The organism is Pseudoalteromonas sp. 3J6 (genome assembly GCF_903995135.1).
Classification (GTDB): domain Bacteria; phylum Pseudomonadota; class Gammaproteobacteria; order Enterobacterales; family Alteromonadaceae; genus Pseudoalteromonas.
Genome location: NZ_LR877185.1, coordinates 1,800,152 through 1,820,032, shown reverse-complemented (window position 1 = coordinate 1,820,032; position 19,881 = coordinate 1,800,152). Strand labels below are relative to the sequence as shown.

At 40.4% G+C, this 19,881-nt stretch carries 16 protein-coding genes and 1 pseudogene; 10 read left to right on the top strand and 7 right to left on the bottom strand.

Annotation, left to right across the window (positions count from 1 at the left end):
- Positions 1-14: 14 nt before the first annotated feature.
- A pseudogene (locus tag P3J6_RS08380) lies at positions 15-155 on the bottom strand (thioredoxin family protein); the annotation flags it as partial.
- Positions 156-364: 209 nt separating this feature from the next.
- On the opposite strand from P3J6_RS08380, the gene P3J6_RS08375 reads away from it, so the two are divergent.
- A complete protein-coding gene (locus P3J6_RS08375) occupies positions 365-865 on the top strand; it encodes a hypothetical protein (RefSeq protein WP_076921684.1) in 501 nt (166 codons plus the stop codon).
- 189 nt (positions 866-1,054) lie between these two features.
- Here the strand turns inward: P3J6_RS08375 and P3J6_RS08370 are convergent, their stop codons facing one another.
- The 5 genes from P3J6_RS08370 to P3J6_RS08350 form a co-directional block, all read right to left on the bottom strand.
- Positions 1,055-1,714 carry a DsbA family oxidoreductase gene (locus tag P3J6_RS08370; protein WP_198522712.1) on the bottom strand — a complete coding sequence of 220 codons (660 nt, stop codon included), beginning with the start codon at positions 1,712-1,714 and terminating at the stop codon, positions 1,055-1,057.
- Positions 1,715-1,835: 121 nt separating this feature from the next.
- A complete protein-coding gene (locus tag P3J6_RS08365; RefSeq protein ID WP_198522711.1) occupies positions 1,836-3,056 on the bottom strand; it encodes a M24 family metallopeptidase in 1,221 nt (406 codons plus the stop codon).
- A 139-nt stretch (positions 3,057-3,195) separates the two neighbouring features.
- Positions 3,196-3,804 carry a flavin reductase family protein gene (locus P3J6_RS08360; protein WP_054201270.1) on the bottom strand — a complete coding sequence of 203 codons (609 nt, stop codon included), beginning with the start codon at positions 3,802-3,804 and terminating at the stop codon, positions 3,196-3,198.
- Between the two features lie 11 nt (positions 3,805-3,815).
- Entirely contained in the window at positions 3,816-4,541 is a 726-nt protein-coding gene (locus tag P3J6_RS08355; RefSeq protein WP_198522710.1) for an SDR family NAD(P)-dependent oxidoreductase, read from the bottom strand.
- Positions 4,538-4,936 (bottom strand): thiol-disulfide oxidoreductase DCC family protein, encoded by a 399-nt coding sequence (locus tag P3J6_RS08350; protein ID WP_198522709.1) that lies wholly within the window; start codon positions 4,934-4,936, stop codon positions 4,538-4,540. The genes P3J6_RS08355 and P3J6_RS08350 overlap by 4 nt, the downstream gene beginning before the upstream one ends.
- A 120-nt stretch (positions 4,937-5,056) precedes the next feature.
- Between P3J6_RS08350 and ppc the strand changes: the two genes are divergently transcribed.
- Positions 5,057-7,702, top strand: coding sequence for a phosphoenolpyruvate carboxylase (ppc, locus tag P3J6_RS08345; RefSeq protein WP_138606840.1), 2,646 nt, complete (start codon positions 5,057-5,059; stop codon positions 7,700-7,702).
- A gap of 123 nt (positions 7,703-7,825) precedes the next feature.
- A complete protein-coding gene (cdd, locus tag P3J6_RS08340) occupies positions 7,826-8,755 on the top strand; it encodes a cytidine deaminase (protein WP_198522708.1) in 930 nt (309 codons plus the stop codon).
- Here cdd and udp read toward each other — a convergent pair.
- On the bottom strand, positions 8,744-9,499 hold the full coding sequence (gene udp, locus P3J6_RS08335) for a uridine phosphorylase (RefSeq protein WP_138606844.1): 756 nt from the start codon (positions 9,497-9,499) through the stop codon (positions 8,744-8,746). The two genes, cdd and udp, sit on opposite strands and share 12 nt — an antisense overlap.
- A 422-nt stretch (positions 9,500-9,921) precedes the next feature.
- Between udp and P3J6_RS08330 the strand changes: the two genes are divergently transcribed.
- The 7 genes from P3J6_RS08330 to P3J6_RS08300 all read left to right on the top strand — a co-directional run bounded on the left by P3J6_RS08330 (position 9,922) and on the right by P3J6_RS08300 (position 19,878).
- The gene (locus P3J6_RS08330) at positions 9,922-11,031 is read left to right on the top strand and encodes an arginase family protein (protein WP_138606846.1); all 1,110 of its coding nucleotides are present in this window, start codon (positions 9,922-9,924) and stop codon (positions 11,029-11,031) included.
- 98 nt (positions 11,032-11,129) lie between these two features.
- Positions 11,130-11,831, top strand: a complete 702-nt coding sequence (locus P3J6_RS08325; RefSeq protein WP_198522707.1) for a substrate-binding periplasmic protein — start codon at positions 11,130-11,132, stop codon at positions 11,829-11,831.
- A gap of 78 nt (positions 11,832-11,909) precedes the next feature.
- A complete protein-coding gene (locus tag P3J6_RS08320; RefSeq protein WP_198522706.1) occupies positions 11,910-13,199 on the top strand; it encodes a hemolysin family protein in 1,290 nt (429 codons plus the stop codon).
- A 212-nt stretch (positions 13,200-13,411) separates the two neighbouring features.
- Positions 13,412-14,575, top strand: a complete 1,164-nt coding sequence (locus tag P3J6_RS08315; RefSeq protein WP_198522705.1) for an efflux RND transporter periplasmic adaptor subunit — start codon at positions 13,412-13,414, stop codon at positions 14,573-14,575.
- 11 nt (positions 14,576-14,586) lie between these two features.
- A complete protein-coding gene (locus P3J6_RS08310; protein WP_198522704.1) occupies positions 14,587-17,718 on the top strand; it encodes an efflux RND transporter permease subunit in 3,132 nt (1,043 codons plus the stop codon).
- Positions 17,718-19,127 (top strand): efflux transporter outer membrane subunit, encoded by a 1,410-nt coding sequence (locus tag P3J6_RS08305; RefSeq protein ID WP_198522703.1) that lies wholly within the window; start codon positions 17,718-17,720, stop codon positions 19,125-19,127. Before P3J6_RS08310 ends, P3J6_RS08305 begins: the two co-directional genes overlap by 1 nt.
- 130 nt (positions 19,128-19,257) lie before the next feature.
- The gene (locus P3J6_RS08300; protein WP_138606858.1) at positions 19,258-19,878 is read left to right on the top strand and encodes a TetR/AcrR family transcriptional regulator; all 621 of its coding nucleotides are present in this window, start codon (positions 19,258-19,260) and stop codon (positions 19,876-19,878) included.
- Positions 19,879-19,881 lie beyond the last annotated feature (3 nt).

The window sequence follows — 19,881 nt, the reverse complement described above, 5'->3', positions numbered from 1 at the left end:
TGTAAAACTGTTTGCTAATCTTGCTTGGCTTCTTCTTCATTTATTTGCTTAAGTGCTTGAATAAATGACTCACTCGGCTGCCCACCGGTAGGAGCATACTTATCGTTTATAATAAAAGTAGGTACTGAAGTAATACCCATTTGTTTAAAGTTATTTATTTGGAATATGAGAACGAAGATAGGTTGCAGACATATCATGAGATTAATAGCTATAGCCTTGGAACTAACTTGTATTTTACTGAAAAGAACATAAAAAATACTATAAACTTTAAACTCGATAGTGAAATCGACCAAAGATTTAAATTTAAGTCACTTACACATGTGGGGAACGCTTATAGCATACGAATGAAAGTGAGATTAAATTAATGCTAAAAAGAATGACATTGACTTTTGACCTTAAAAAGCTTTTTCGCCTACACCGCTGGACTTTAGCGGTAGCGGTTTATATCTTCATAATATGGTTCACCACGCCTGATACTTGGTCTCATCAAGAGACCTACTTTAGAGCTGTAACACTGCGCCAATTATCAATTATTCTCATACCGGTATTTATTACCTATTTTCTCGTTGATTTTTTTAAAAATAAACCGATTATTGTCGATTTAAATGAGCAGACATTGATTCAAGGTGAAAAGGTTATAGATTTAATTAAAGCAGACCATATCACGATTGTTGAAAAGCCCGTGATTAAATCAATTGAGATACACTTTTCTAAACATGGCTATTCTTTAGTTAAGATACCTGGATGGTTTATTGAAGATGTCACGCAGACTAGCTTGAATTTCTATCATTACGCTAAAAATACAGATAAAAAATTTAGTATATCCAGAAAAAGAACGAGTCCGTTAAAAGGCAGCATTATTTAATTTGCACCATAAGCAGATTTAATTTTGAAGTATCTAACTGTTAGGTACCTATAGAGAAGGCGTTCAAAGTTCAGTGTCAGATTAAATTCTTAAATATTATGCACGTTGTTTAAACGCTTCTTAAAAAATACTAACTGAGATAAATAAGGGCTGCGATGTGCAGCCTTTTTTGGTTTTAAACTTTATTTTTTAAGTGTCTTGCTTGGCTTCTTCTTCATTTATTTGCTTAAGCGCTTGAATAAATGACTCACTCGGCTGCCCACCGGTAAGCGCATACTTATCATTTATAATGAAAGTAGGCACTGAAGTAATACCCATTTGCTTAAAGTTATTTTGCTCTTCGCGAACCGCTTGTACGTATTTATCTGAGTGTAAAATATCACGAGCTGTGTCTTTGTTAAGGCCGACTTTTTCTACCACATCCAGTAATGCATCTTTTTGATTTAAATATTTTAAATCGGTGAAGTGTGCTTCAAAAAACGCCAATTTCAGCTCAGTTTGCTTGCCCTCTTCACGAGCCCACATTAGCAAGCGGTGTAGATCAAAGCTGTTGATCATGATGCGTTTACCGTCAAAATTAAAGGTAAACCCAGCTCGTTCACCCGCATCCGCCATGTTTTGACGATTTCGCGCGCTTTCTTCTTCGGTTAAACTGTATTTTTGCTGCAAGTGCTCGTTTAAGTCTTGCCCTTCAAGTGGCATATCTGGATTAAGCTCAAAAGGGTGCCATGTAATATCCGCACTCATTTCTTCTTTTAATTCTGCCAATGCGGTCTCTAAGTTCTTGTAACCGATAATACACCACGGGCACATTACATCTGAGACGATATCAATTTTAAAGTTTTTCATAGGGATCCTTGAAGGATTGCTTAGTAATAACAATGGATATTGGGATGAAGTCTACTTTATCAATCATTGGACATAAAAAGAGCAGCCAAGGTGCAGCTCTTTTTATTAAATGATTCATATATTAGCTGTTTAAGCCAAATGGGTCATCAATGCTATGACTCGGTTGAGTAAACCAGCGCGGACCATCATCTGTCATGTAAAAGTGATCTTCTAATCTAACCCCAAATTCATCTGGAATAACTAGCATGGGTTCGTTACTAAAACACATGCCAGTGGCAAGCGGGGTTTTATCACCGCCAACTAAATATGGCCATTCGTGAATGTCTAAACCAATACCATGGCCTGTACGATGTGGGCAACCTGGTGTTTGATACTCAGGTCCTAAATTTTGTGCTGCTAAGTAGCTGCGAGCTGCTTGATCAACCGATTCACAGGTTTCGCCAAGGGCTGCTTGATTGAAAGCTGCTAACTGTGCCGCTTTTTCAAAATCCCAAAACAGGCGTTGTCGGCTGGTTGCTTCACCAAACACATAAGTACGCGTAATATCAGAAAGGTAATCGTGCACTTTACATCCAGTATCGATGAGCACCATGTCGCCTTTTTTCAAAATTTGTGGGTCTTTTACGCCATGTGGGAATGAGGTGGCAAGGCCAAACAATACAATACAGAAGTAATTACCTGGGGCTCCTACTTTTTGATGGGCTTTTTTTATAAATTCTTCGACTTCTACGGTGCTAATTCCTTCATAAAGCATGCTCGCTGTAGCCTTATGAACCGCCAAAGTCATATCCATGGCACATTGCATTAATGCTAATTCATTGACTGATTTATGCATTCGACAATGTGCGGTTACAGGTTGTGCGTTCACCAGCTTTAATCCTGAACTGGCTTTATTGATACCATCAAAAATAAAAAACTGTGCGCTTTCATCAATACCAACGGTAGCAGTGTCGCTAATATTGAGCTGCTTAAGCACTTTAACACATAGCTTAAACGGGCTTTCATGCTCTTGCCAGCCGTGTATTGGGCCATCAATAACCTTAAAGCCATTTAAAGAGCCAATTTCAAAATGTGGAGCAATGTATTGCACATCACCTACGGCAGGTAAAATAGCGCCAACAAGTCGTTCACTGGCATACCATTTCATTCCGGTGAAATAAGTTAAGTTGGTACCTGCGTTTAAATAAATGGCATCAATGTTGTGCGCTTGCATATAGGTTTGCGCTTTGGCCATACGCGCTAAATATTCATCGGCCTGAATTGGCGTTACTGAGTGAGTCATATTACTTAAACTAGCAAGTGCTTGCTCGGGTGTGTGAGTACCAATACCAACTGTCGTCATATATTTCTCCTACAAAATTTTGCATAGTGTGTAGGTTTAACAGTTTAAATTCAAACTAATTGCGATTAGTGAACAAGGGGCTCAAAAAAAGGGGGGGGAGTTATCAAGTCGCTTATTTGGAGGACTTGATAACCTCGGGCTATTTTTTTGCATAGGGTAAGCGAGTGAGCTTATTTGCCGTGTGGTAACTATCTAAACCGGTTACTGCAACTGTATCAATTGCTTGTAAATCTAAAAAACCATCACTTTGGAGTGCTGATTCATCCACATATACATCCATTATTTCACCAATAACCAGCTCGGTGCCATTAACAGCTAAATGTTGATTCTCTACAAATTTTACCGCGTATTTAAGTCGACTTTGTGCAACAAAGGGAGCGTTAAACTCATTTAAGTATTCTGTTTTTAACCCCGTTGCATCAAACTCAGATTCATCTTTAGCGTAACGTGCCGAGGTTTGGTGCGCTTGCTGGTAAATGTCACTATTTACTTGATTAATAGTGTAAACGCCTGTTTCTATAATATTTTCAAATGTATGCCTTGGTACACTGTGTGGGCGCATTATCATGCCTACAAGGGGCGGGTGGGCGCCTAAATGAATAACCGAACTAACGATGGCTAGATTGGTATTACCTTGCTCATCCTGTGTGCCAATTAAGTTAGCACTTTTAAACCCTGACAATGAATTTATAAAATGCGTACGTGTGTGCTTTTCAAGCGCGGCTATGCGGTCTTTGGAAAAATGCATGTGTTAATTCCTTACCATTTTATGGTGTTTCCTTGCCAATCTAGGTAGACAGGTTCGTTGTTAAGTTCTAATTGTGGATTTTCGTAAGTAAATTTAAATAATTGCTGGGCAACAAACTCAGGGGTAAACAGTTTATCTGCAGGAACATTTTTCTGAAATGGCTTAGAAAGCTGTGTATCTGTAGTACCTGGGTGAAATAAAATCAGTTTAGTATTTTTAGCGCGACGAGCAAGCTCAATGGCGGCTGTTTTAAATAACATATTAAGTGCTGATTTTGATGCGCGATAGGTATACCAACCACCTAATTTATTGTCGTTAATACTACCTACACGAGCGCTCAGAGCGGTAATTGTGCAGTGAGTTTTGTGGTTAAGCAGCGGCACTATACTTTGTAAACATAGCAGGGGTACAAGCGTATTAGAGTGCATAAGCTGCATAAAATAATCACTGTTGATTTCTTCAAGCTTTTTTTCTGGCATGTGCTGGTCGTTGTGTAATTGACCATTAAATATAATCACTTGAGCTATATCTACTTGCTGGGATTTTAACGACTCGGTTAGCTCGTTTAGGCTTTGCGCTGAATAGTCGCTCTGAAAATAGGTTACGTTTATATCGCTGTGATTAATGTTCGATGAGCTGACACAAATAATATTAAATTGTGTTGCTTGTTGGTTTAAGTGATTAACGTAAGATTGGGCAATGGCGCTACTGGCACCAAATAAAATCACTGTTTTCATTTTTCACCTTTGGTTTTGATATTACATTGACCTGAGTTGCACTGTGCATTAGGCATTAAAAAACGACTAATTTGATGACGGTATTTTGCAAAGAAAGTATAAGCATGATCGGCAAAAAAACGAATGACGGGCAAACGAATAATTTTAAGCCAAGGATATTTGCCAACAGTACGCCAAGCTTGATAAGTCACATCTAAGCCGTAAATCATCTGCCCATTATCAGTTTGGGCATGCAGTATATTCATGGCGTATTGCTTATTGATTGCGGGAAAACGCGCATTAAAGTTATCAGCATTTAAATCTTCAAGTGTAACTTTATGATCAACATCGGCACGTTTTAAATGCTGCATCTCTGCATTGCAAAGGGGGCAATTACCATCGTAAAAAATGATCATGTCATCGCTTTGTGTTTATTTTACATATGCTTTTTTACGACATGCAGGTGCAAATGGATCTATTAAATAAGTAAACATAATGATATTAATAGGTCTCAAAGAAACAAAGGAGAGCTAAAAATGAGTGAACAATATGCCGCCTTGCGAGGTAATGTAAATTTACTTGGGCAATTATTAGGACAAACTATTAAAGATGCTCAAGGACAAGATATTTTAGATAAAGTAGAAGAGATTCGGGCTTTATCAAAATCATCTCGCAGTGGTAATGAAGCTGATCGTAAAGCGCTTATAGATGTACTACATGCGCTTAGTGATGAAGAGCTTTTACCGGTTGCCCGTTCATTTAATCATTTTTTAAACTTAGCGAATGTTGCAGAGCAGTTTCACACTGTATCACGTTTTAATGATGTTGGTTTTTGCCAACTAAACCCTCTCACTCAAACATTAAAAACGTTAGCAGCAAAGGCCGAACAAGGTCAGCTTAATCATAATCATTTAGCTGATACCCTCTCAAAACTCCACATAAACTTAGTACTAACAGCACACCCAACCGAGGTGACTCGTCGTACTATTATTAATAAACATGTTGAACTTAGCGATTGTTTAGCATCGCTTGAGCGTACCGACAATCTTGCGCAAGAACGCGAAGCAATATTAAACCGTATTGCGCAGTTAATTAGCCAAGCATGGCATACGGACGATATTCGTCGTTCACGCCCAAGCCCTGTAGATGAGGCTAAATGGGGCTACGCAGTCATTGAAAACAGTTTATGGGAAGCTGTGCCACGTTTTCTACGTGAGTTTAGCCAGCATGTAAAACAGCATTTAAGCTTAGAGTTGCCAGCAGATTACAGCCCGATAGAATTTACTTCTTGGATGGGGGGAGATCGTGATGGTAACCCGTTTGTAACCGCCGAAGTAACCAAGCAAGTGCTCGACCATGGCCGTTGGATGGCACTGGATTTATACCAGCGTGATTTAGAAACGCTCTGTGCTGAACTTTCTATGTCGGATGCCAGCGATGAGCTCATTAAATTGGCTGGGCAAGAGTTTGAACCGTACCGTGCTGTTTTGAAAGATGTTAAAAACCAAGTTGCAGAAACGGTGATGCATTTAAGCGCTAAAATTAAAAATAAGCGCACTGAATCTCAAGATTTAATCACCGATATTAATCAAATTAAGCACCCTATTGAGGCATGTTATCGCTCTTTATTAAAGTGCAACATGCAAGTAGTGGCCAATGGCTTACTACTGGATATGATCCACCGAGTAAATAGCTTTGGACTGCGTTTGGCAAAACTAGACGTGCGCCAAGATTCGTCGAGACACAGTGATGTATTTTCTGAGCTAACTCGTTACTTAGGTATTGGCGACTACAACCAATGGCAAGAGCAAGATAAGCAGGCTTTTTTACTTGCTGAGCTTAACTCTCGTCGTCCGCTTATTCCTAAGCATTGGCAACCTAGCCCTGAAGTGCAAGAGGTGCTCGACACCTTTGATGTTATTGCGCAGCAAGATGCAAAAACCTTTGGTTTATATATTATTTCTATGGCCCGAACAGCTTCTGATATTTTAGCGGTGCAGTTATTACTTAAAGAGTCAGGCTGCGGTTTTGAACTTCCCGTGGCGCCATTATTCGAGACCTTGGATGATTTAAACGATGGCCATAATGTTATTACTACATTGCTTAATAATGAGTGGTACCGAGGTCATATTAAAAATACTCAAAATGTGATGATTGGTTATTCAGACTCAGCCAAAGATGCGGGTATGATGGCTGCTGGCTGGGCACAATATGAGGCAATGGACAAGTTAGTGCAACTGGCGGATGAACGCGGTATTGAGCTGGTTTTATTTCATGGTCGTGGAGGCACGGTTGGTCGAGGCGGTGCACCTGCTGCACAAGCCTTGCATTCGCAGCCACCGGGTTCACTCAAAGGGGGCCTTAGGGTGACAGAGCAAGGCGAAATGATCCGCTTTAAATTTGGCTTACCCAATGTGGCATTGCAAAGCTTAAATATATACGCGGGTGCGGTGCTGCAAAGTAACTTATTACCACCGCCAGAGCCCAAAGATGAATGGCGCGAAGTTATGGCATTAATTAGTGATGTATCGTGTGAGCACTACCGCAATGTTGTACGCCACGATGAAAACTTTGTACCTTACTTCAGAATGGCAACACCAGAATTGGAGCTATCTAAATTGCCATTAGGTTCAAGGCCAGCTAAACGTAATCCTAATGGTGGGGTAGAGAGCTTACGCGCTATTCCGTGGATATTTGCGTGGAGTCAAAATCGTTTAATGTTACCTGCATGGTTAGGCGCATTAAGCGGACTTAAAGCAGCGCTTGAAAAATATGGAATTGAAACCCTAAGCGAAATGAGTTTGCAATGGCCTTTCTTTCGAGCTCGTTTAGAAATGCTAGAAATGGTATTTAGTAAAGCGGATAGCTGGTTAAGTGAGCACTACGATAATGCGCTGGTGGAAGACATGTATAAACCTTTAGGTGTTGCCTTACGTGAGGAATTAGCTGAGGCGATAACCTTAGTGCAATCATTGAGCCCGCAAAAAAGTCTATTAGCCGATCAACCTTGGATCAAAGAGTCTATTGGGCTTAGAAATCCATACACAGATCCTCTTAACGTGTTACAAGTTGAGCTATTACGTCGCTCTCGTGGCGATGATAAAGGTAATGAAAGCGATATAGATAATGCCTTAATGATCACCATGACGGGGATTGCAGCGGGTATGCGAAATACAGGTTAATTTTTATTTTAGTAAAACAAAAAAGGGAACACGCGACGTGTTCCCTTTTTTTACGTTGAATAGGCTGGTATTTAGTTTGCCAACCTTTTACACTACTTAGCCATTGAACAAATAAAAACTATTATGGCTTCAGCAACTTTTAAAGTGCAACATAATACAGCACTTAGCAATTCACACATCTCATTAAACGTAGCGCAAACGCAAGCACTACGTAGTCAATTAAAAACTCAACGCGGTATTTTACATTCAAGCGATATTAAAGCGCTTTGCACCGAACTTAATGTCAGCGAAGATACATTATTGCAAGGTCTAGTGCCGTTGGCTTCTGAGTTTTCGGTTGCACCTATTTCCAAGTTTCATGTCGGCGCAATTGTAAAAGGGCTCGACTCACAAGGACATACTACTTTTTACTTTGGTGCCAATGCTGAGTTTGATCATCAAGCACTTAGTTTAGTGGTGCATGGTGAGCAATCAGCAATTAATAATGCGTGGTTAAATGGCGCTAAGAAAGTGCTAAAAATAGCCATTAGTGATGCACCATGTGGGTATTGCCGTCAGTTTATGAATGAACTGGCGGATGCCAGAGAGCTTGATATTTTACTGCCAGCACAAAATTTTAAATTAGCAGAGCTGTTACCGCATTCATTTGGGCCAACAGATTTAGGCAATGAGCACAGCTTATTTAACCCAGTAGAGCAAACTAAGCGCTTTGAAGAGACAAAGCTTGATAACAAGCTGCTGAGTTTTGCTTTAGCGGCTTATGTTCCATACAGTCAAAATTACAGTGCGGTAAAAATAAGCACCTTTGAAAATGGTGACTTTTATGGCAGTTATGCTGAAAATGCAGCGTATAGCCCAAGTTTATCGCCACTGCAAAGCGCAGTGAGTCAGCTATTTTTAGCAGGATTAAGCTTTGATAAACAAACAGTAAAATCAATTACTTTGTTAGAAACTACTGGTCACGAAAACCAATCAGGGGTAGCAAAAGCCGTGTTAGCAAGCTTTACTGGCTTGCCAACACTTGAGGTTATTAGCGCAACATTAACCAAGTAATACTTTAGCAGCTTCAAGTACCACGGCAACAGATTTTTTCTCAATCTCGCCGTGGTCCACGTTAGGTATTTCTTGACGTGTTCTATTTACTAATACACCAGCAACACAAGCAGCTTGTAAACCAAGCGCGGCACACATGGTAAATAAAGTGGCCGATTCCATTTCGTAGTTCATTACGCCCAATTTTTGCCATTCTTCACAGCTACCTTGTAGTGACTTAGGTACGTAGCCAGAGTGTGTATCGTAGCGCTCTTGACCTGGGTAGAAGGTGTCGCTCGAAGCAGTTATACCAATATGGAAATCGATATTAAGGTTTTCACAGGCTTTTACCATGGCTTGAGTGGCAAAAAAATCAGATACGGCAGGGTAGCATAGCGGGGCAAAATGCTGACTCGCACCATCTAAGCGAACCGAAGCTTGGCTAATTAGAATATCGCCTTCATTAATGTGCGGTTGAATAGCACCTGTTGTGCCAATACGAAGAAAGCTTCGTACGCCAAGTTGTGCCAGTTCTTCAACGGCAATTGACGTTGAAGGGCCGCCGATACCAGTCGAACATATTACTACAGAGTGACCGTTTAATTGGCCTAAATAAATGTGAAACTCACGCGTTTGAGCAAGGCAGGTAGGATTATCTAAGAACTGTGAAATACGTGCTGCACGATCTGGATCGCCTGGAACTATAGCTAGTTTTGCACCTTTTAAGTCATCAATACACAGTCCTAAGTGAAATACCTTTTCCATAACTAAGCCTTTTTAATAAAAATTGTTGTCAATTTACCATGATTACGAGAAATGAAAATTAAGTACAGGACGGATGTCCGTATCGACTTAATTTGATTTATTCACCAACTCTGAATATTCAATCAATGACTAAAATTACGAACAAAATGAGCCCGTTGACTTGTTTGCTCAGACACTATATTCATACCTCATAGCAAACCAATAGCTAGGCTAAAGAGCCGATAGCTGTATTTTAAATTGTTTATATTCATTGGGTTAGTAAGAAAGCTTGGTTTTTATTTACCACTAACCTAAGCGAGCAAAATAAAGTTCACTGTAATTTTTAGCACACTATGCGAATAATCTGGAATTAATTCAGCGTGTGATGTTTTGCATAACTACTCAATAATAGACAAGATATTCAGATTGAAAAAGGGTTTACAATGAGCACACAATTTCAAGCATTTAAAAATAAAGTTGAGCACTGTCTATGTGCGCCTGGCGACGGTGTTTTTACGGTCAATACGGCTAAAGAACGCAAAGCAGCGCTAAGAAATAAATTATATGGACAAACTGAAAATGTCGATGTTTTATGGCGTGACTCACTTAACGAGCTGCCTAATTCACCACACAAAGCAGTAATGTTAGGCATTAGCTCTGATTGCGGTGGTGGAATTTTACGTGGCGCTAATTGGGGGCCTTTATTTTTACGCTCAGCACTGATAGATCAACAAACACAATGTCGTTCGTTTGATTTAGGTGATGTACGCGTAATACCGCATTTATTACATGATAAGTATTTAAATGAGGCCACTATTACCAACTGCCAAAAAGCGCTGTACGGTAATGACAATAATGATCATTATGTGAGCCCATTGTCAATTACTGAAGATGTGTGTGACAGCTTTTATGCGACATTCCAAGACAAAGGTATTTTTGGTATTGGTGGCGACCACTCAATTAGCTACCCGTTAACAAAAGCGTACTTAAAAGCTAAACGTGAGCAAGGCAAACGTACGGCAATTATTCATTTCGATGCTCACACCGACTTACTCGTAGAGCGTTTAGGTATCGACTTATGTTTTGGCTCTTGGTGTACACATATTTTAGAATTCTTACCAGCGCCGCATCATTTAATCCAATTTGGTATTCGCTCAAGTGGCAAACCTAAATCACATTGGGAAAGTACTTTTGGCGTTAAACAACACTGGGCTGCTGAAATTATAGAGCGTGGTGCAGCTGCGGTTGCTGCAGATGCGATTGCGCAGTTAAAAGCAGACAAGGTTGATGAAGTGTATGTGAGCTTTGATATTGATGCCCTCGATGCAGAATTTGCATCAGCAACAGGCACGCCTGAAGAAAATGGGTTAACGCCACAGCACGCGCTTGATATTTTGTCAGCGATTGCAGATGAGTTCCCTATAACGGGGGCTGATATGATGGAAATAGCTCCGTTTACTGACAGCTCTTTAGTGGGCCAATCAAGCTCTGAGACAACTCTTAGAGAAGGCGCTAAAATTTCGGCGTTTTTAATTAATGCAATGAATCGCTAATTTCAAAAGCTAAAAATTGGCTATTTGCAAATAACCCGCTATATTTAATTGGCTTTTATTAAAAAAGTGACGTCCTAAATCTAATAGAGCGGGTTATTGTGATTAAATGGTGTTTTGTATTATTACTCATTGTAAGCCAACACTGTGCGGCTAAACTCACTGTTGTAACAGAGAATTTTGCACCTGCGCAGTATCTCGATGCTAACAACAATTTAGTTGGTGATGCTGCCGATATAGTACGATTAGTGCTTGATAGTGCGGGGATTGATTATTCAATTTCAGTTCACGATTGGAGTATGACTTATAATATTGCATTGAGGGATCCCGGAACCTGTATTTTCTCAATTTCACGCTCACCTGAGCGTGAGAGTCGCTTTGTTTGGTTTGCTAAACTTGCCCAATTCGACACAAACTTTTATTCTTTTAAAAGTAAAGGCATTGTTTTAACAAGTCTAGAGCAGGCCAAGCAATACAGAATTGCGGTTTTAAAAGATAACTATAGCCATCATTATTTACTCTCCCAAGGATTTAAAGAAAACGAAAACTTAATGCTGTTTAATAGTTTTGATAATATTTTTAAAATAATTCAAGCACGAAGTTCAAGCATTGATTTGGTTGTTATACCTGCGCAGAGAATAAGCCACGAACAATCTGACTTATTAAGTGAACTTCAACTCGAATCATTAATGCCTATTAACGCCAACCAAGCCCCCTTATATTTTGCGTGTAACAAAAACCTACCGAATGAATTACAGCAGCAACTTAGCACTGCCTTTGCCTTGTATGAGTCACAACTTTAAATATCAATTGCCCTGTTTATAAAAGCGGCTATAATCCAGCTGCTTTTGCTAATAAAAGCGATTATTTTGGAGTTATAAATGGGTGATTTAATCGGGATTGCATTATTAATCTTGATGAGTGCGTTATTTGCGATGTCAGAAATTTCGATTGCCGCTTCACGCAAAATAAAATTAAGGGTTATGGCCGACGAAGGAAATGTGCAAGCTCTGGCGGTTTTAAAACTGCAAGAGCAGCCAGGGGCTTTTTTTGCCATGATCCAAATTACGCTTAATGCGATTGCCATATTAGGTGGGATTGTTGGTGAGCAGGCATTATCGCCTTACGTGCAAGAAATACTGCAGTTATTTTATCAGGGGCCGCTGCTTGGCCAAATTAGCTTTTTACTGTCGTTTTTAATTATTACCTCATTATTCATATTATTTGCTGATTTGCTTCCAAAGCGTTTAGCAATGATTTTACCTGAGGCTGTTGCTGTGCGTGTAGTTACAATTATGCGTTGGGTCACTTTCGCGCTCACACCGCTGGTATTATTTTTTAACGGCTTAACCAATATAGTATTACGAGTATTCAAAGTACCGAGTGAGCGTGAGGATATAGTGACTACTGAAGATATTGTTGCCATGATGGATGCGGGTGCCGAATATGGCAGCCTTCAACAGCAGGAATATGACTTAATTGGTAATGTATTTGATTTAGAAGCGCGCTTTTTATCAAGCGTGATGTCGCCACGAGAGCAAATAGTTTACTTTGATATTGATGAGTCGAGTGAAGATATAGCCAATAAAATTATAGAGCATCCACATAATCACTTTTTAGTGTGTAAAGGCAACCTTGATAAATTAATTGGCTCGGTTGAGTCAAAAGATATTTTACGCCAAGTGCTTAAAGGTGAGGCGGCAAATATTAATGCGGATATGCTTGATAAAGATATTTTTTACTTACCAGAAACACTGAGCTTATCTGAGTCGCTAAATGCGTTTAAAACTGCCGTTCATCCTTTTGCTGTGGTGGTCAATGAATATGCGCTAGTGGTTGGGATAGTGACAGTTAAAGATTTAATGAAAGGCTTTATGGGTGATTTAATCACGCATCAAAGTGAGGAGTTAATCATTGAACGCGACGCTAATTCTTGGTTGGTCGATGGTTTAACACCTATTGTTGAATTAGCTAAGGTATTAGAAATTGATGAATTCCCTGAGCAAAACCATTATGAAACGGTTGCCGGGTATTTAATTTATACCATGAAGCATATTCCCAAACGTGCAGAATTTGTTTTATTTTCTGGCTTTAAATTTGAAGTAGTGGATGTAGAAGGTATTCGTATAGAGCAATTACTTGTCTCTAGAGTGAATCCTGATAGCGAATAAGAGCCGCTAAAATTAAATTATTGATTAACGGCAGCCAATGCATTGGCTGCCTTTTTTATGGGTGTTACTGATATAGCAAAACTATTGTTTGAGTTTATTTGGTGACAACTATAGTCAATTGTAAAAATATGTAAATGTTGCTCAGTGGCTATTTTTAATTGTTGTACTATAGTTTAGAATGATCGTTCATTCTAAACTAAAAGGTATTTAACATGCAGCGCTCCCGCATCGCTTTTTTTGTATTTTCAGCCCTCGTTGGTTCTGTTGCTTTAAGTGGCTGCGATCAGGTAGCTGAGCAATCCAGTGCTTCTGCCCCTGCAGCGACTCCTGTTGGAGTTGTCACATTAAAAAGCCAAGCAATAACACTTAAAAAAGAATTACCAGGGCGTGTAAGTGCGTTTCAAATTGCTGAAATTCGTCCTCAGGTAAGTGGAATTGTGCAATCACGCTTATTTGAAGAAGGCACTCAGGTTGAAAAAGATCAAGCGCTTTACCAAATCAACCCTGATATTTTTGAAGCAGAATTAGCCGCCAGTAAAGCGGCGGTTGCTCGCGCAGAAGCGAGTATTGCTAGCAGTAAATCTAAAGCGTCTCGTTATAAAGAATTATTAGCAATTAAAGCCGTAAGCCAGCAAGATTTTGACGAAGCTGATGCTGCTTCTAAGCAAGCCTCTGCAGAATTATTAACGGCACAAGCGCAGTTAAAAAGTGCGCAAATTAACCTTGATTATAGCCATGTTTCTTCGCCAATTAGCGGCCAGATTAGTAAATCAAGCGTGACGGTAGGCGCATTAGTTAGCGCAGGCCAAACAAGCGCACTGGCAACGGTTACGCAACTTGACCCCATTTATGTTGATTTAACCCAATCAAGTAATGAGCTAACTAAACTCAAAAGAGCGCTAGCATCAGGTGCTTTAGGTGTCGACTCTACAACACAAACCGATGTAGAACTAATAATGGAAGATGGCTCAGTATATCCTCATAAAGGTACATTACAGTTCTCAGAAGTGACCGTTGATCCAAGTACTGGGTCAGTGACTTTACGTGCTAAGTTTCCAAACCCTGAAAAGCTATTACTACCAGGTATGTATGTGCGTGCTGAGGTGGTTGAAGGTGTTAAGTCAGACGCAATATTAGCCCCACAACGTGGTGTGAGCCGTAATACCAAAGGTGAACCTACAGCTATGGTTGTTAGCAAAAACAATACCGTTGAAAGCCGTGTATTAAAAGTAGAGCGAACTTTAGGCGCTAATTGGTTGGTGAGCGAAGGCTTAGCCGATGGCGACCAATTGATTGTGGAAGGGCTACAAAAGATTCGCCCAGGTGCACCTGTTACGGCAACTGCTGTGAAGCCTTCTGCAAATAACAGCCAATAACGGAGAGTTTTATGTCACGATTTTTTATCGATAGGCCTATTTTTGCTTGGGTATTGGCGATTGTGGTTATGCTTGCGGGTATTATTGCCGTTAAAAGCCTACCTGTTGCTCAGTATCCATCTATTGCGCCGCCAGCGATTACCATTACGGCTAACTACCCAGGTGCATCTGCACGTACATTAGAAGACTCGGTAACTCAGGTTATTGAGCAAAAAATGAAAGGCTTAGATGGCTTGTTATACATGTCATCAACCTCACAGTCCAGCGGTTCAGCAACGCTGACATTAACATTTGATGCCGAGACCGATCCAGACATTGCCCAAGTTCAAGTACAAAATAAATTAGCGACCGCTACGCCATTATTGCCGGAAGAAGTACAGCGCCAAGGTGTGGTAGTGGCTAAATCATCATCAAGCTTTTTACTGGTTGTTGGTTTTGTGTCGCAAGATGGCAGTATGACTAATATTGATATTGGAGACTATGTATCGTCGAACGTGCAAGACATTGTGTCGCGTGTAGACGGTGTAGGTGAAGTGGAGCTGTTTGGCTCTCAATATGCAATGCGTATTTGGCTCGATCCGGCTAAATTACAAAACTATAAGCTAACCCCCAGCGATGTATCAGCAGCAATTAAAGCACAAAATGCACAGGTGTCAGCAGGTCAGCTAGGTGGTATGCCGTCACTTGCTGGGCAGCAGCTTAATGCGACTGTCACTGCGCAAAGTCGATTACAAAAACCAGAGCAGTTCAGAGATATTTTAGTAAAAACTAACAGCGATGGGTCGGTTGTTCGCTTACAAGATGTTGCCGAAGTTGAACTTGGCGGTGAAAGCTACGGTGTGGTTGCTCGTTTTAATGGTAAACCAGCATCGGGACTCGGTGTAAAGTTAGCCAGTGGCGCTAATGCACTTGATACCGCGCAAGGAGTAAAGGATGCACTTGAAGAGCTTAAGCCTTTTTTCCCACAAGGGCTTGAAGCGGTTGTGCCTTATGACACTACTCCCTTTGTTGCACTTTCAATTGAAAAAGTAGTTCATACATTAATAGAAGCCGTTGTTTTGGTATTTGTTGTGATGTACTTATTTTTACAAAACTTTAGAGCAACTATTATCCCAACAATTGCCGTGCCTGTAGTACTGCTAGGTACATTTGGCGTTCTATTTACCTTTGGGTATTCAATTAATACGCTCACTATGTTTGCCATGGTACTGGCCATTGGTCTGTTGGTCGATGACGCGATAGTGGTAGTTGAAAACGTAGAACGTTTAATGACAGAAGAAAAGCTCTCTGCGGTCGAAGCAACGCGAAAGTCTATGGATGAAATTAAGGGCGCGCTCGTGGGTATTGCCATGGTGCTGTCGGCGGTATTTATTCCTATGGCATTTTTTAGTGGCTCTACAGGGGTTATTTATCGTCAGTTTTCTATAACGCTGGTAACAGCAATGGGATTGTCGGTATTAGTGGCGCTTATTTTAACACCTGCATTGTGTGCTACGTTATTAAAACCGAGTCATGTGCATACTGATGGTACCTTTATTGGCCGTTTTTTCTCAGGCTTCAACCGTGGTTTTGATAAAACTAATAGAGGTGCACAAAGCTTTGTTGGGCGAATGATCAAGCACTCTAAACGTTATTTGCTTAGTTATGTTTTGATTGTCGGTGGTATGGTCACTATTTTTTCAAGCTTACCCACTGCGTTTTTACCGGACGAAGACCAAGGTATTCTGTTTAGCCAAGTGATGCTGCCAGCAGGTTCTACAACAGAGCAAACGCTTGAAGTGGTTAAAAAAGTAGAAAACCATTATTTAGAAGAACAATCTGAAGCTGTTGCCTCAATTTTCACGGTTACCGGTTTTAGTTTTGCAGGCTCAGGACAAAACTCAGCCATTGGTTTTGTGAGCTTAAAGCACTGGGATGAGCGCCAACGTGACGACTTATCAGTGGGAGCGGTTGCAGGAAAAGGCATGGGCTATTTTTCAACGATAAAAGAGGCGTTTGTGTTTGCATTCCCACCTCCGGCTATTATTGAACTTGGCACTGCGAATGGTTTTAATATGTTTTTACAAGACCGAGTTGGTTTAGGACACGATGAATTATTAAAAGCGCGTAATCAGTTATTGGGTATGGCAAGTCAAAGCCCAATCCTGGCAGGTGTTCGTCCTAATGGCCAAGAAGATATGCCTGAATTACAACTGGATATTGACCTTGCAAAAGCTGAAGCGCTTGGTTTATCACAAGGTGATATTAACAGTACACTTTCGACTGCTTGGGGTAGTAGTTATGTGAACGATTTTATCGACCGTGGCCGCGTTAAAAAGGTATATTTGCAAAGTAAGGCTGATGCTCGCATGGTACCTGAGGATCTAAATAAGTGGTATGTACGAAATAAAAACGGAGACATGGTGCCATTCTCAGCGTTTGCTAGTTCGTATTGGTCTTATGGCTCACCTCGTTTAGAGCGCTATAATGGTTTTTCAGCTATGGAAATTCAAGGTAGTGCTGCGCCAGGTTACAGTACAGGTGAAGCTATGGATGAAATGGAGCGCTTAGTAAAGCAATTACCTAATGGTATTGCCTCTGAATGGACTGCTATTTCATACCAAGAACGTTCAAGTGGTGGTCAAGCGCCGCTTCTTTATGGCCTTTCACTATTATTTGTATTTTTGTGTTTAGCAGCACTCTATGAAAGTTGGTCTATCCCATTTGCAGTAATGATGATTGTACCTCTGGGTATATTGGGGGCTGTTATGGCTGCTTTTTTAGGTAATTTATCAAATGATATTTACCTACAAGTTGGTTTATTAACCACCATAGGGCTTGCCTCTAAAAATGCGATATTAATTGTTGAATTTGCTAATCATAAAATGGATGAAGGCCTGAGCTTAGTTGATTCAGCCATTGCAGCCGTACGACTTCGTTTACGCCCTATTTTAATGACCTCAATGGCATTCATCTGTGGTGTACTACCGCTTGCAATAGCCTCCAGTGCAGGCTCTGGTGCACAAAACGCCTTAGGTATCTCAATCATTGGTGGAACACTAGCGGCTTCATCATTGGTGGTGATTTTTGTACCCTTATTTTTTGTTTTAGTGCGTAGACTATTTTCAGGAAAAGCTAAAACTACCTCGCAGGAGGAAGCATAATGAGTGTAAGAGCAATCAGTTTTAATGCTTTAACTTTAGCCATTTTATCTGGATGTCAGTTAGCTCCTCAGCAAGAAGCGCTTAATTTACCTGTCCCTGATGCGTATGCATCAGAGGCAGGCAAAGGGCAAGTTTCATCATTAAAATGGCAGCAGTTTTTTAATGATGAAAAGCTCAAAGCACTGATATCACAAAGCCTTGAGCACAATAAAGATCTGCAAATAGCAGCGCTTAATGTAGAGCGAGTACGTGGTTTATACCAAATTCAAGACTCGGCTTTGTATCCGTCACTTGATTTAAACGCGACGGGAAGTCGTCAGCGTTTACCTGCTGATATATCAGCCAGCAGTCAGCCTCAAATTAGCTCCCAATACAGTGCAACTGTGGGTATGACCGCTTATGAGTTAGATTTATGGGGCAAAGTGCGTAATCAATCAGAGCAAGCACTTCAAACGCTTTACTCTACGCAGCTTAGTGAATATGGCATGCAGGTGTCGTTAATTTCTGAACTGGCAAATGCGTGGCTTAATTATGCGACCGATCAGCAATTACTTGCTTTGGCTCAAGAGACATTGTCATCGCAGCAAGCGTCTTTATCTTTAACGCAAAAAAGTGTTGATTTAGGTGCAGCATCTGAAATTACGCTAGAGCAATTAAAAAGTACCGTAGCTACTGCAAAGGTTGATATTGCAACGTATAAGCGTTTATTAAAACGTGATAAAAATGCGCTTGATTTATTAGTAGGTAAACCGGTGAGTCAGGACTTACTACCGACTAAAGAGTTGAACACATTACTTGATTTACCCGCTGTTCCTGTCGGTCTTCCATCTGATTTACTAACACAGCGCCCTGATATAAAAGCGGCTGAGCACCAATTATTTGCTGCAAATGCCAATATAGGTATTGCGCGTGCGGCGTTTTACCCAAGTATTAGTTTAACAGCCAATGCAGGGAGTGCATCACGTGATTTAAGTAATTTATTTGATGCAGGGTCAGGCACATGGAGCTTTATACCGTCGGTAAATTTACCTATTTTTAATATGGGACGTAACCAAGCTAATTTAGATGTCGCTAATGCAGAGCAGCAAGTTGCTGTTGCAACGTATCAGCAAAAAATTCAACAAGCGTTTCGCGAAGTTGCTGATGTGCTTGCTGATAGAGAAGGTTTCAATGCCCAATTAAATGCGCTTGAACAGCTACTACAAAGCCGAAAAATAACCTATGACCTATCACAGGCGCGATACGATAAAGGGGTCGATAGCTTTTTGCAAGTGCTCGACGCTCAGCGAACATGGTATAGCGCAAAGCAACAACTGATCACCGGTCAACAAGCGCTGCTTGCAAGTCAAATTAACTTGTACAAAGCTGTTGGCGGTGGATGGGAAGTAACTACTCCTCAAAATAACTAATATGCATAAAACTAATTAGTTATGGCAGATTTATCCGTAGTAAAGTAATACTGTTTAACGCTTATCTCTATATTTTTTAGGGATAAACGTTAAACATTTCGAGTCTAGTGACTCGATAATGGAGTGTCGAATGAATTCTAAAAATAAAAAACACCTTGATCCGGTGCAAGCACAAGCGCGTCGTGAACAGGTATTAACAGCTGCTGCGGATTGTTTTCGTCGCAAAGGCTACCATGGCGCCGGTATGGCTGAAATAGCAAGAACAGCAGGTATGAGTGCAGGCCATATTTATAACTATTTTGATAGTAAAGAAGCAATAATCGAGCGTATTATTGAAAAAGATATGGAAGAAATGTTTTCTATATTTCAAGAGTTTGAAGAACAACCCGGTGATATTTTAACGGTGTTACTTGATGGTCTACATCATGGCGTACAGCGTCATATGGACACCGGAGCCAGCGTTATTGACCTAGATATGATGGCAGAGGCTAGTAGAAATAAAAAAGTTGCTTTGCTACTACGTGATGCTGACACGCAAGCGCGTAACAGAATGCGGGATCTATTAGTGAGTGAAAGTAGCTTAATAAAATCACATTCTGAGCAAGAATTAGAAAGCCGTATTAATGTGATTTTCTCAGTGATGGCCGGATTGTTATTACGAAAAATGCTGTTTCCTGAGTTAACAGAAGAAACCGTGCTTATTGCACTACGTCCAGCAATGAAAACATTACTTATGCCATTTGATAATTAATAC